Consider the following 12,810-nt stretch of genomic DNA (forward strand, 5'->3'; position numbering starts at 1 on the left):
GCTTCCTCCATTCAATTTTCCTAGCTATTATCCATTATTTTTTAGTCGTTGTCAACTGAACGGTCACTACTGACGGCTCAATAGAAACTTGATTGGAGGTCAAATGAACCGTTTTACTAGTGTTTTTGGTAACATCTGAAATATCAACTTTTGCTACAATTTCATCGATAGCATCAAGTGCTTCACGACTTCCCGAAATAAGGGCCGTCTGTTTGGATAATTTGTATTGAATATCAGATAAACTACTATCCATCACCCCAACAGCCTCAACCCTAATCGGAACGGACTTTGTAATTTTCTTGACACCAACAAATAAGTTAGTCTTTGCCGGATCAATAACACTAGCCAAGATAGTACCATCAGCAGATACCGCCTGAAGGGTCACTCGACTACTATAATTAGCATCCAATACTTGATCATCTGGTAATTTAGCAACAACATGGTCAATCAAGGCAATGATCGATTCATCGCTGGTAACTTCAGCCTTGTTAATGCCAGTCTCAATCTTACTAATTTCATAACCGTTAGCAATCTGTTTAGGGTCAACACTACCACGAACCGGGAACGTTTTTGATGCCTTTTTACCGATCGTAACAGAAATTTTATCTGGCGATACCGTAGCTGTCACACCAGAAGGAAGATTTTGCACCTTTAGCGCTACAGTTACTGTCCCTGGTTGACTTTTGGTCAAGTCAGCAACAACTTTAAAATTACGGGTGTCACTATTAACTTCAGCATCTAATTTGATTCGGTTAGTAGAGGTTAGATAAACCTCCGCACCGTAAGAATAACCACTGATAAAGTATTTGTCACTATCATATTTCATATCAATAGGCACATCTTTAAGGGTATGGGTATACGTTTCAATCGAGCTATAAATCTGTGTCCCAGAATTGTTGTGATGATTTGAAGCCGCTGTGAAAAAAAGAAGAATCGCAAAAAAAACAGAAACCAGACCCAACCAAAGGCGACTGTTAAAAAATCGCTTCATTTTACTTTTCCTCCTAAGATTTTTTTATACCATGGTACTATAACACTTGATTCGCTAATTAAATATGTTCTAAGTACTGTCTCAAACTCACTTGCTGTTAAATCATGTAAAAATTGTCCCTTACGTGCAACTGATGTAGCACCCGTTTCTTCAGATACAATAATGGTCAAAGCATCCGAATTTTCAGAAAGACCAATGGCAGCCCTATGCCGAGTTCCAAATTCCTTTGAAATACTCATGGATTCTGACAGGGGCAAATAAGCACAGGCTGCTACAATCTTATTTTGTCCAATAATAACAGCACCATCATGAAGAGGGGTATTGGGAATAAAAATATTAATTAACAGTTGACTCGAAATATCTGCATTTAAAGGAATACCTGTGGCAATATATTCTTGCAAAGTCTGAGTCTGCTCAATAACAATCAAAGCTCCAATTTTCCGTGGTCCCATATAAGCCACCGATTTGATCAAAGCACCAATTAAAACTTCTTCACTGCTGACGGTTTGTTTTTGTAAAAAGACTTGTGTTGACCGACCAAATTTTTCAAGCCCTGTCCGAATTTCTGGCGCAAAAATAACCACCCCAGCAATGACTCCATAAGTAATGACTTGATTCATTAGATAAGCAATGGTGGTAAAATCAATCCATTCTGCGATAAAACGAATAATCAGAAAGAAAATAACCCCTTGCACCAAGGACATAATCTTGGTTCCCGTCAGTGCCCGAATAAAACGGTAAATCAGGTAAGCCACAATTAGAATATCCAAAAGGTGTACAATCACCATCCAGGGATCGGCGAATAAACTTAATAAAAATTTTGTGTTAATACCATATAAATTACTCATACAATTCTCATTTCTATATAAAATAGATACCAATAACATTATATCACGATTCATAATGTTTTTCTCTATCTAAAATTTAGAAACTTATGATAAAATATAAGCATGAAAATAAAGACATTACTCGGTATTAGTGCCGGCAAAATTGCTCAACTGATTTTAACTAAAATGGGACGAGGGTCTACCTATCCTGGGCATCTTGCATTAGCCTGTGACAGAAGTATCTTGAATACCCTAGCTAAAGATTATGAAATTATTGTCATCACCGGAACGAATGGCAAAACCTTAACCACTGCTTTAACGGTTGGTATCCTAAAAGAAGCGTTTGGAGAGGTGCTAACCAATCCAAGCGGTGCCAATATGATTTCAGGAATCACTTCCACTTTTTTAGCTGCTAAAAAAGGGAAATCGGGTAAAAAAATTGCAGTTTTGGAAATTGATGAGGCTAGTCTTGCTAGAATCACGACCTACCTAAAACCGAGCCTTTTTGTTTACACGAATATCTTTAGGGATCAAATGGATCGCTATGGGGAAATTTACACAACCTATCAAATGATCATAGACGGTGCTAGCAACGCACCCGAGGCAACGATCTTAGCCAATGGCGACAGTCCCATCTTCTCTTCAAAAGAATTGGTCAATCCTATCAAATATTACGGTTTTGATACAGCTAAGCACGCTCCACAATTAGCACATTACAATACCGAAGGAATTTTGTGCCCAAAATGCGAGTGCATTCTTCAGTATCGCCTTAACACTTATGCTAATTTAGGAGATTTTGTTTGCTTAAATTGCCACTTCCAAAGACCTCAGTTGGACTATCAATTAACAGCACTAACAGCCATCACTAACCAACATTCTGAATTTATGATTGATGGACAAGATTATAAAATTAACGTTGGTGGTCTGTATAATATTTATAACGCCCTCGCCGCTGTCGCTGTCGCTGAATTTTTCGGTGTTTCGCCTGAGAAAATCAAGGCAGGTTTCAATAAAAGTAAAGCAGTCTTTGGACGTCAAGAAACGTTTAAAATTGGTGAGAAATCTTGTACCCTTGTCCTCATTAAAAACCCTGTTGGAACCAGTCAGGCGCTTGAAATGATCCAGTTAGCAGATTATCCCTTTAGCTTATCTGTCTTATTAAATGCTAATTATGCTGACGGAATTGACACTAGCTGGATCTGGGATGCTAATTTTGAACTCATTACCCAGATGCCAATTACCCAAATCCATACGGGTGGTGCTCGTCATTCTGAAATGGCTAGACGCCTTCGTGTAACAGGATTTGATGAAAGCAACATATCACAAGTTGAAAAACTTGAAGAGATAATACAAACGATTGAAAGTCAAGAAAGCAAGCATGCGTATATTTTAGCAACCTATACTGCCATGTTAGAATTCCGAGAACTTCTTGCCGATCGTCATATTATTGCAAAGGAGATGGCATAATGACCTATACTTCACTAAAATCTCCCGAAAATCAAGACTATATCTACGACTTTCATATTGCCCACCTCTATGGTAATCTCATGAATACTTATGGAGACAATGGCAATGTTCTTATGCTCAAGTACGTTGCAGAAAAATTAGGTGCCAAAGTTACTGTTGATATTGTTTCAATCAATGATTCTTTCACTCAAAATCATTATGATATGGTTTTTTTTGGTGGAGGTCAAGATTATGAGCAAAGCATTGTTGCCAAAGACCTTCCCTCTAAAAAAGCTGCACTTGCTGATTACATTGCTAACAACAAAGTCGTTCTAGCTATTTGTGGCGGCTTCCAACTCTTGGGACAATATTATATCCAAGCTAACGGGGTTAAAATTGATGGACTTGGTATCTTAGGTCATTACACGCTTAATCAAAATAACAATCGCTTTATCGGTGACATAAAAATTCATAATGATGAATTTAATGAAACCTATTATGGGTTTGAAAATCATCAAGGTCGTACCTTCTTAGCCGATGACGAAAAGCCACTTGGACGCGTGATTTATGGAAATGGCAATAACAAAGAAGACCAAACCGAAGGCGTTCACTATAAAAATGTTTTTGGTAGCTATTCCCATGGACCTATCCTTTCTCGCAATGTCAACTTAGCTTATCGACTCGTGACAACAGCACTCAAAAAAAAATATGGATCTGCGATTTCTCTAGCCAGTTATGAGGAAATCCTCAAAAACGAAGTAGCTGAAGAATATGCTGATGTTAAAAGTAAAATTTCTTGATTGGGCTTCATTTTGCCTATTATAATCTTAAAAATCTAATTCCTATAATAAAATGAACTATTTGGGCACTAATTATAATTCTAAAGGTGTTCACTGATTGTTGTGCTTTACTCTAGCATTGTTAAAAGCCCGTCGCAAAACGGGCTTTTAACATATCCCAAATTCTTCAAATCCATAACCAGATTATTACGGTGGTTTCTTCTTGATTTCTAGTAAAAATGAAACTATTTACTCGCATCCCCAAAAGAGGACTGTTCATTCTAAAAGGTAATTTTTTATCGCTTATTGTTGATAGATAATCTGACCATTTGAAACCGTATATTTAACAACTCCTTTGAGGGTTTCACCAATAAACGGGGAATTACTCGCTTTTGAGGCAAAGTTTTCAGTAATGACACGCTCCTCTTTATCTGCAAAAATCACCAAATCTGCTGGACCATTCTCTGCTAGATAACCCGCCTCAAAGTCATAGAGGGAGGCTGGATTAAGCGTCATTTTTTCTAAGAATGACATGAGCGTGAGATGACCTGGTTCAACTAAGTGAGTTAGACCTAGTGATAAGGAAGTTTCTAATCCAGTCATTCCAGATGGCGCTTGGGTAATATCCTCAACTGCTTTTTCCTCTTTATGATGCGGTGCATGGTCTGTGGCAATAATTGAAATCACACCAGATTTCAAGCCTTCAATAACAGCTAAACGATCTCTTTCTGTTCGTAAGGGAGGATTCATTTTCGCATTGGTACCTGCTAAGAGTAAGAGATCTTCCGTTTTGGAGAAATGTTGTGGTGCCACTTCAGCTGTTACCTTAGCACCTAATTGCTGAGCAAAGGCAACTACTTGAACAGACTCAGCCTTAGACAAATGTTGAATGTGGACATGAGCCTGCCTATCATAAGCAATCATAACGTCCCTTGCAATCATACTATATTCCGCTACACCTGTTGCCCCACAAAAATGAAACTGATCTTTAGCAATATGCTCGTTGAAACCAAGAATACCATTTAACTTGGGATCCTCTTCGTGGAGCGCAATAAAGGTTTGGTTAGCATTAGCTAGATCAAATGCTTCTTTTAACACTTGAGAGTTTTCCAATGGAATGCCATCATCAGAAAAGCTAACTGCTCCTGCCTCCAGCAAAGCCTTAAAATCCGTTAGCTCTTGTCCATTAAACTGTTTGGTCACGCTAGCATTGGTATAGATATGAACCTTTTCTTTAGCAGCACTGGTTAAAACTTCTTGCAAAGTTGTCACATCAGAAATAACAGGGTTAGTGTTTGCCATCATGACAACTGTTGTTACACCACCAGCAGCTGCAGCTAAAGCACCCGTATGAATATCTTCTTTATGTGTCTGACCAGGTTCTCTAAAATGCACATGAATATCTACCAAACCTGGAGCAACGATAAGACCACTTGCATCAATCACCTTAGCCTCTTCACAGTTAATTTCTGGGGCTATCTTAACAATTCGTTTGCCATCAATAAGAATATCTGCCACTTGGTCTCGTTGTGATTTTGGGTCCATAACCCGACCATTTTTGATGAGTAACATGCTCTCTCCTTTCGCTCTTATCTCTTTTACTTACAACACTTTAATATTCTCCAAGGTGAAAAATTCTGTTAAGACTAAGCCTTCTTCAAGAAACATTAGCCTCTAACTGAAGATTCAATGACAATTAATAACAACTTTGTTAACCGGTCGTCAGGCTTATCTAAATGGTCTGTATCCCTTGTCAGACTAAGTGTTGTTGATACCAGTAAACCACAATAAATACCCAAAATTTCAAATCAGAACACTTAATTGCCGTTTATCATCGTCTCCTATTTCAACCAATCAATGGGACTTAGCCCTTCTTTTGCTAAAATAACATTGGCTCTTGAAAAAGGTTTGCTGCCAAAAAAGCCTCGATAAGATGACAAGGGGCTTGGATGGGGACTTTCGATAACATAATGCCTAGGATTACTGATCAAGGCTTTTTTCTTTCTTGCATAGGCTCCCCATAAGATAAAGACAACTGGACTGTCTTTTTCGTTCAAAACCTTAATGATAGCATCAGTAAAAGGTTCCCAAATCAAGCCTGCATGCCCATTTGCCCGCCCCGCCGGAACTGTTAAGCAAGCATTCAAAAGCAACACCCCTTGACTCGCCCAAGTGCTTAAATCATGATGGTCACGAGTCCCAATATCATCAGCAAGTTCTTGTAAAATATTTTGCAGAGATGGAGGCGCAGGAATCTCTTCTGGAACAGAAAAAGATAAGCCTTGCGCCTGTTTTGGACCGTGATAAGGGTCTTGCCCCAAAATCAAGACTTTAGTCTCTTCTAATGGTGTCGCCTGCAATGCTTTAAAAACAGTTTCTCTAGGTGGATAAACAACTCCTGATGAATAAACATCATCTAAAAAACGATTGATTTGACCGTAATAATGGTCTGGTAAAAAGACTTTAATTTTCTCATGCCAAGTTGAATGTTTCATAAAGTTCCTTTCTAAAATGGTTTGCGTGGAATGATAAAAGCTTTGTCTGTTTTTAAAAATCCCAATTTAGGATAATATTCCAAAGCTGATGGTGCTGAAAGTAAAACCATCGCTACATCTTCTCCTAGATTTTGAGACATCATTTCAACTAATTTTTTCCCCACTCCTTGACCTTGATAAGATTTATCTACTGCCAAATCCGAAAGATAACAAACATATGAAAAATCTGTTAAGGCTCGAGCGATTCCAATTAAATGCCCTTCATCCCAGGCAGTCCAAATATAATTGGAGTGCTCTAACATTTTAGTAAGTCTAGCAATATCATCAACTGGTCTATTAATACCCGATACGTTTAGGAGATTTGAAAAAGCTTCCACTGAAATGCTTTGAACTTGTCGAAATAAAAAGGTATCTGTCATCATTTTCCTCCCTTACTGAAACGTAACATTTTGATAGTACTCATAAGTCATCACTTATTAATTTCCTTTCTAGTTTAGCATATTTTCACTAGAAAAACCTTGAAAATAATCTATTTTCAAGGTTAATATTCGTCTTTCATACTACTTTAAGTTAACGCCAGCTTTTTTTCTAAGAATTCTTGGGAACATTCTATTAGAAAAGTGATCAACCAATAGATAAAGGCAATCAAAACATACATGGACATGTAATCCCATTCTCTACCACCAATAATTTTAGCATTTTGGAAAATATCTGGTACGGTAATCATGGCAGCCAACGATGAACTTTTTACCATATCAATGATAACATTTCCTAAAGGTGGTATAGCAATGCGAAAAGCCTGTGGAAGGATAATTTTTTTCACCACGGTAGAATAAGGTAGCCCCAGAGCTGTAGCTGCTTCCCATTGCCCTTTATCAATAGCTTCTATCGATGAGCGAAAAACTTCTGAAATGTAAGCTGCACTAACCAACGAAAAGCCAATATAGGCACATAGTAAGGCAGGTAATTCTACACCATAATAGGGTAACCCAAAATAAAGCACAAAGAGAACAACCATCATCGGAACACCACGCATTATAGAAATATAGGCGCTCACGACATAACGCACAAACAGGCGATTTGAACGCCCTAGCAAAGCTAATAACAGACCCATTAAAAGCCCTGTAAAAAAACTAAGCAAAGAAATCCCTATGGTATAAGGTAAACCCATTAACACAAATCCTAAATTGTTTAACATTAAGGTGATGTTAATCATTTTATTCGGACTCCTTTAACACTTTCTCTTAATCAACACCACTTGTATCAATAACTGGTATTTTCTTGTCTTTACCAAAGGGTTTAGTCAAATCTTGCCCAGCATAGTAGGTTTTTGAGATTTTTTTCAAACTACCATCTTTTTTCATGTCATTGATAACAGCATCAATTTTTTTCTTGAGACTATCATCTTTCTTGCTCATCACAATTCCTTGTTCTGTTGGATTGTATTGAACATCGCTCATTTTCACATTAAGCTTTGGATTCTGTGAAGTCATGTAATCCACAAAAAGTTTTTGAGCAGGGTAGTCATTAGGAATGAAGTCAGTTCTGCCATTAGCCACATCATTAAGGTAAACATCACCTGTCACATTATCATAAGTGACTAATTCAGCCCCTTGTTTTTTAGCAACTTTCATGTATTCTGTTCCAGAAGCGCCTGCTGCTTTTTTGCCCTTCCAGTCACTAAGGTCTGCTTTAGATAAATTTGAAGTCCCGTCAGCACGTACAATCATGCCACCGACCCCATATTTATATGGTGTAGAAATGTTATACTTTTTTTGGCGTTTTGGCGTAATGTCAAAATTATTAAGGGAAATATCAACACGACCACTATCAACTGAGGTAAAAGCTTGATCAAACCCTGTTTCAACAAATTTGACTTTAATGTCAAGTCGTTTTCCGATTTCTTTAACCATGTCCACTTCATAGCCAACAAGTTCATTCTTATCATTATAGAAAGAAGTTGGTTGGTAAGTTCCAGGGGTTGCTACTTTTAAAACCCCTTTTTCTTTAACCCTATCCCAGCTTGATTTTTGTGATTTATGTGAAGCACACGCTGTTAATAAAAGACTAACTAGACCGATAGAAAGTAAGGTAACTGATTTCTTCATAATGACTCCTTTTTTTAGCATAAGGATAGTATAACATCCAAGTACGCTGAAGTTCATTGTTAACGCTCACAACACTTGAAAAGCTAATCTATAATAGAGTCACTCTGTTTTATAATATAATTAATCTGGCACCTTCAATAGTCCCTGTGTTTCAAACTGTTCTGCTATTGCTAACAATAAGTCTTCTCTTCCCTTAGCCGCTATCAGTTGAATCCCCATCGGTAAGCCTTCCTTGGTTTCATAAGTTGGCAAACTAATTGCAGGCTGCCCAGTCAAATTAGGGAGAGCAGTATAGGGATTAATTGCTAAACTCTTGTCAAACATCGCTTCTACTAAATTTAATCGCTCTTCACTGCTAAAAGTTTCGGCATGGGCTAACTGACCCATTAAATCAGAGTCGGGAACCAAAACACCATGCTTAGGGGCTGGTGTATCGGTTGTAAAGGTCAGCAACAAATCATAATTTTTATGAAAGCTAGCCATAGATGCACTATAAGCATCCCACTTTTGAAGTACTTGGGAATACTGCCATGCTGGAATGCTTTTACCCGACTGATAAATAGCCCAAGTCATGGTCTCCATATCATCTTGTGTCACAAGACGTCCTAAAGAGTTTTCAATCTCTGCAAACATCGCGGCTGTCTCAACACCATTCATCATATAATAACTTCTAATGACTTCCGTCATCTTTAAAGGAAAAGTATTCAATGAAACAAGTTGATGCCCTTTTGAAGTTAACCACTGTATCGCTTGTGCCAAGGCTTCTTGAGTATCATCTGACACTGGTTTTCCATTGATTAAACGATCATAAAAAGCAATTCTCAATGGCCTATCCAGTGACCTAAAGAGTTTTTCTTTTGATAATGTTGCCAGTGGAAAAGGGCTTTCCATTTGTTCCACCTGCAAATGGTAAAGCAGATTTCTTGTGTCTCTAACTGACTTTGTTAAGGCAAAATGAACAGATGCACCTTGCCAACCTCGATAATATCCCGGACCAACAGGCATCCTACCTCTACTTGGCTTCAATCCAATGAGACCATTGAAAGAAGCTGGAATCCGAATAGAACCACCGCCATCACTAGCAGGAGCCAGTTGACTAATTCCAGAAGATACCAGGGCTGCCGCTCCACCAGAAGACCCTCCAGCATTTCGGGTTCTATCTCTCGGTAAATTAACTGGACCATGTAAGCGGCTATCACTAATATTTTTAAATCCAAATTCAGGTGTGTTAGAACGTCCTAAAATAATAAACCCAAGTTTTTCTAATCTTTCCACAAAAAAATCAGTTTTATTTGCCCTGTAATCCTTGAATAAATGAGATCCTGACGTTGATAACTCTCCTTTTTGCTCTTGCCCTAAATCTTTCAAAAAAATCGGCACGCCGGCAAAGGGTTCATCTGAAAATTCTCTCTGACTAGCTTCTTCAAGGGCTAATTCAAAGCGCTCCGAAGTAATAGCATTTATATTTGGATTGCATTTTCGAGCTTTTTGAATTGTTTCTTTTACAAGCTCTACCGGACTAAGAGCGCCAGAACGCACTGCCATAGCCATAGCAGTGGCATCATTAACCGTCATGATTGATTTCCTCTCTGATTCTTTCTATAAGCCATTTTATTTAATCACAAATGAAAGAAAACTACCATCAAAAACAGTTCTAACAAATGGTTTATTCGTCTTAAGGTTATCAAAATAGGGAACAAGATTTGCTTTGTTCCCTTGTGTTTTCTAGCTTCTAGGTGATCTTAGAGCCGTCCAATAATAAGCCACTTCTTGATAACCTTGGTGCTCATACATGGCACGATTTTCCTCTTCAGAAATCAAAATGACCTTCTCAAATCCACGACTAGCTTCCCACTGAAGAGACGTTCCAATCCCTTGACCACGATAGGCTTCATCAACAAAAAAGTCATCAATCTCCACATAGTCATCGAAGAACCAAGCTGTCACATCACCAATAATCTCGTCATCTTTTATAGCCAAATAAACCTTAGAACCATTCTCTAAGAGATTTGTTTGAGTATCTGCCTTCATCTGATCTGCATAAAGTTGACCATACTGAAGTGCCTGTCGATATTTCATAGCCACATAGGCATCCAGACGGGTCTCATCCAAAAGCACAATCGACACGCCTTCTACAGCCCTTGGTACAAGCTTTAGATTGACTAACAAATTGGTAAAGATGATATGCTTTTCAAGCTTAAAGTCCGTTTCTTTAAGGTAATGGCTGAGTTCCTCAGTCAGCTCTGCATTTTCCGCAAAAAAGACGAAAGAATAATCTGAATGGTAGTCCATCTGCTCTGCTGCCAAATAAGCCATGTCTCTCTTGAAGTCATGGAGTGAAGGCATATGTTTATAGCTAATATAGTTTGAAAAATAGCACTCAGAGGTCACTGCATTTTTGAAGTACTTGTAACGAACCGTTTCTTTAAAAACTGGCTCACCACTTTCCATTAACGTTTTATAACTCACTATTTTCTCCTCTTAGAAAGAGACTTAGTCTAGCCATGTCTCTTGGTTTTCTTTAAATTTTTTCAAGAGTTGCAAACCATCAGCTGTGATATAGCCTTGAATGTTAGCAACTTTGATGAGTTCTGTATAGTTTGACAAGGTGACCAGTTTTACCCCAGCACTTGCAAAATTCTTTTCTGCCTTTGATAGTTCATAGGTAAAAATAGCAACCACACCAAGGACATCTCCCCCTTCACGTTTTGCAGCTGCAACAGCATCAAGAACTGAGCCACCTGTTGAAATCAAATCTTCAATAATAACCATTTTTTGTCCTTTGGTTACTCGTCCTTCGATTTGATTTCCAGCCCCATGATCCTTTGGTTTAGAACGAATATAAGCAAATGGTAAGTTCATCTTGTCTGCAACAATGGCCCCATGCGGAATACCTGCCGTTGCTGTCCCAGCAATGATTTCAACCTCTGGGAAAACTTCTTTGATTTTATCAACAAAACCATTTTCAATCAAGAGACGTGTTTCAGGGTAAGAAAGGGTGATCCGGTTATCCGTATAAATTGGTGATTTGATCCCTGATGCCCAAGTAAACGGTTCTTCAGGTTTAAGATACACAGCCTTGATATCTAGTAAATCTGCTGCGATTTGTGCTGCTAATGTCATCACATTTATTCCTCCAAAAGTTCAATAGTTGATGTAAAATACTGTTCCAAAAAATAGGTTTGTAACTGGATCGTTTCAATAGTAATCTGTTCGTTTGGTGATGTCAAAACCCACTTATCCTCCACATCATCTTCACGATGAATAATGGCAACTAGTTCTCCTTGAAAATTCTGTAAAGGCTGATTTACCTGTTGAGAAATGATATACACATCTTGTTCTTCACCATCTCCTGCCAACCTATTGGGAATATAGCCATAATTAATGGGGTAATGATTGCCATATTGGTCCTGATAACCAATAGGTCTATCAACGATTGCTTCAAATTGTTTTCTGGGCATTCCATTCCTCTCTAATCATTTGATAGGCTAAGACTGGATTTTCTGCCTGTGTGATGGGACGACCAACAACAATATAGTCAGATCCAATAAAGCGTGCATCAGATGGCGTCATGATGCGTTTTTGGTCACCAATAGCAGAACCCGCAGGACGGATTCCTGGTGTCAGACAAACAAACTCTTTTGAGGTTGCTTCTTTGATACGAGCCACCTCATGGGCAGAGCAAACCACACCATCTAGACCAGCTTCTGCTGTTTTACGTGCGTAGTTTAAAACAGAGTCAGCAAGGCTTGTTTGAATATTTTGGTCAGCCTGCATTTGTTCCTCAGATGTAGAGGTTAATTGGGTCACTGCAATCAAGGTTGGTTTTTCTCCCAATCCGTCACGCGCAGCTTTCATCATTTCGACCCCACCGGCAGCGTGAACAGTCGTCATATCAACACCAAGCTTTGCCAACACCACCATGGCAGAGCGAACCGTATTTGGAATGTCATGGAGTTTCAAGTCCAAGAAAATACGATGCCCCAAGCCTTTCACATAATGAACAACGTCAGAACCACAAGCATAGTAAAGTTCCATACCAACTTTAACGTATAATGTTTCCTCAGACGGAAAAAGAGAAAGAAAAGACTTGACCTCATCAAATGACGAAAAATCTAAAGCGATAATAGGACATTCTTCACGCATAACCTATCCTTTCTGTGA

14 protein-coding genes are annotated in these 12,810 nt (G+C 38.5%); 2 read left to right on the forward strand and 12 right to left on the reverse strand.

All coding sequences use genetic code 11. From position 1 onward, the window contains the following. Nucleotides 1-34: 34 nt before the first annotated feature. Nucleotides 35-991 (reverse strand): CdaR family protein, encoded by a 957-nt coding sequence (locus H346_RS0105720; protein WP_027970244.1) that lies wholly within the window; start codon nucleotides 989-991, stop codon nucleotides 35-37. Further along, the gene (gene cdaA, locus H346_RS0105725; RefSeq protein WP_027970245.1) at nucleotides 988-1,839 is read right to left on the reverse strand and encodes a diadenylate cyclase CdaA; all 852 of its coding nucleotides are present in this window, start codon (nucleotides 1,837-1,839) and stop codon (nucleotides 988-990) included. Before cdaA ends, H346_RS0105720 begins: the two co-directional genes overlap by 4 nt. Before the next feature lie 102 nt (nucleotides 1,840-1,941). On the opposite strand from cdaA, the gene murT reads away from it, so the two are divergent. Together murT and gatD are read left to right on the forward strand one after the other, a co-directional pair. Continuing rightward, nucleotides 1,942-3,285 carry a lipid II isoglutaminyl synthase subunit MurT gene (gene murT, locus H346_RS0105730; protein ID WP_027970246.1) on the forward strand — a complete coding sequence of 448 codons (1,344 nt, stop codon included), beginning with the start codon at nucleotides 1,942-1,944 and terminating at the stop codon, nucleotides 3,283-3,285. Further along, the gene (gatD, locus tag H346_RS0105735; protein WP_027970247.1) at nucleotides 3,285-4,064 is read left to right on the forward strand and encodes a lipid II isoglutaminyl synthase subunit GatD; all 780 of its coding nucleotides are present in this window, start codon (nucleotides 3,285-3,287) and stop codon (nucleotides 4,062-4,064) included. Before murT ends, gatD begins: the two co-directional genes overlap by 1 nt. 282 nt (nucleotides 4,065-4,346) lie before the next feature. On the opposite strand, the gene H346_RS0105740 is transcribed toward gatD, so the two are convergent. The 10 genes from H346_RS0105740 to pyrF all read right to left on the reverse strand — a co-directional run bounded on the left by H346_RS0105740 (nucleotide 4,347) and on the right by pyrF (nucleotide 12,792). After that, nucleotides 4,347-5,615, reverse strand: coding sequence for a dihydroorotase (locus tag H346_RS0105740; RefSeq protein ID WP_027970248.1), 1,269 nt, complete (start codon nucleotides 5,613-5,615; stop codon nucleotides 4,347-4,349). Between the two features lie 269 nt (nucleotides 5,616-5,884). Next, complete coding sequence (locus H346_RS0105745; protein WP_027970249.1) at nucleotides 5,885-6,538, reverse strand: uracil-DNA glycosylase; 654 nt, start codon at nucleotides 6,536-6,538, stop codon at nucleotides 5,885-5,887. A gap of 11 nt (nucleotides 6,539-6,549) precedes the next feature. Further along, nucleotides 6,550-6,957, reverse strand: a complete 408-nt coding sequence (locus tag H346_RS0105750; RefSeq protein WP_027970250.1) for a GNAT family N-acetyltransferase — start codon at nucleotides 6,955-6,957, stop codon at nucleotides 6,550-6,552. 146 nt (nucleotides 6,958-7,103) lie between these two features. After that, nucleotides 7,104-7,754: an amino acid ABC transporter permease gene (locus H346_RS0105755; protein WP_027970251.1), complete on the reverse strand. Its 651-nt coding sequence runs from the start codon at nucleotides 7,752-7,754 to the stop codon at nucleotides 7,104-7,106. Nucleotides 7,755-7,782: 28 nt separating this feature from the next. Next, complete coding sequence (locus H346_RS0105760) at nucleotides 7,783-8,646, reverse strand: transporter substrate-binding domain-containing protein (RefSeq protein ID WP_027970252.1); 864 nt, start codon at nucleotides 8,644-8,646, stop codon at nucleotides 7,783-7,785. A 120-nt stretch (nucleotides 8,647-8,766) separates the two neighbouring features. Next, nucleotides 8,767-10,221: an amidase gene (locus H346_RS0105765; protein ID WP_027970253.1), complete on the reverse strand. Its 1,455-nt coding sequence runs from the start codon at nucleotides 10,219-10,221 to the stop codon at nucleotides 8,767-8,769. 150 nt (nucleotides 10,222-10,371) lie between these two features. Further along, nucleotides 10,372-11,115 (reverse strand): GNAT family N-acetyltransferase, encoded by a 744-nt coding sequence (locus H346_RS0105770; protein WP_027970254.1) that lies wholly within the window; start codon nucleotides 11,113-11,115, stop codon nucleotides 10,372-10,374. 24 nt (nucleotides 11,116-11,139) lie between these two features. Continuing rightward, nucleotides 11,140-11,769 (reverse strand): orotate phosphoribosyltransferase, encoded by a 630-nt coding sequence (gene pyrE / locus H346_RS0105775; protein WP_027970255.1) that lies wholly within the window; start codon nucleotides 11,767-11,769, stop codon nucleotides 11,140-11,142. 5 nt (nucleotides 11,770-11,774) lie between these two features. After that, nucleotides 11,775-12,107: an inorganic diphosphatase gene (locus H346_RS0105780; RefSeq protein WP_027970256.1), complete on the reverse strand. Its 333-nt coding sequence runs from the start codon at nucleotides 12,105-12,107 to the stop codon at nucleotides 11,775-11,777. Continuing rightward, nucleotides 12,088-12,792, reverse strand: a complete 705-nt coding sequence (gene pyrF, locus H346_RS0105785; RefSeq protein WP_027970257.1) for an orotidine-5'-phosphate decarboxylase — start codon at nucleotides 12,790-12,792, stop codon at nucleotides 12,088-12,090. The genes H346_RS0105780 and pyrF overlap by 20 nt, the downstream gene beginning before the upstream one ends. Nucleotides 12,793-12,810 lie beyond the last annotated feature (18 nt).

This window comes from Streptococcus castoreus DSM 17536, assembly GCF_000425025.1.
GTDB lineage: Bacteria > Bacillota > Bacilli > Lactobacillales > Streptococcaceae > Streptococcus > Streptococcus castoreus.

Coding starts and splice junctions, on each gene's coding strand:
- pyrF (WP_027970257.1), bottom strand. CDS start 12,792: ATGCGTGAAGAATGTCCTATTATCGCTTTAGATTTTTCGTCATTTGAT.
- gatD (WP_027970247.1), top strand. CDS start 3,285: ATGACCTATACTTCACTAAAATCTCCCGAAAATCAAGACTATATCTAC.
- murT (WP_027970246.1), top strand. CDS start 1,942: ATGAAAATAAAGACATTACTCGGTATTAGTGCCGGCAAAATTGCTCAA.
- H346_RS0105760 (WP_027970252.1), bottom strand. CDS start 8,646: ATGAAGAAATCAGTTACCTTACTTTCTATCGGTCTAGTTAGTCTTTTA.
- H346_RS0105755 (WP_027970251.1), bottom strand. CDS start 7,754: ATGATTAACATCACCTTAATGTTAAACAATTTAGGATTTGTGTTAATG.
- H346_RS0105765 (WP_027970253.1), bottom strand. CDS start 10,221: ATGACGGTTAATGATGCCACTGCTATGGCTATGGCAGTGCGTTCTGGC.
- H346_RS0105780 (WP_027970256.1), bottom strand. CDS start 12,107: ATGCCCAGAAAACAATTTGAAGCAATCGTTGATAGACCTATTGGTTAT.
- H346_RS0105720 (WP_027970244.1), bottom strand. CDS start 991: ATGAAGCGATTTTTTAACAGTCGCCTTTGGTTGGGTCTGGTTTCTGTT.
- H346_RS0105740 (WP_027970248.1), bottom strand. CDS start 5,615: ATGTTACTCATCAAAAATGGTCGGGTTATGGACCCAAAATCACAACGA.
- H346_RS0105750 (WP_027970250.1), bottom strand. CDS start 6,957: ATGACAGATACCTTTTTATTTCGACAAGTTCAAAGCATTTCAGTGGAA.
- pyrE (WP_027970255.1), bottom strand. CDS start 11,769: ATGACATTAGCAGCACAAATCGCAGCAGATTTACTAGATATCAAGGCT.
- H346_RS0105745 (WP_027970249.1), bottom strand. CDS start 6,538: ATGAAACATTCAACTTGGCATGAGAAAATTAAAGTCTTTTTACCAGAC.
- cdaA (WP_027970245.1), bottom strand. CDS start 1,839: ATGAGTAATTTATATGGTATTAACACAAAATTTTTATTAAGTTTATTC.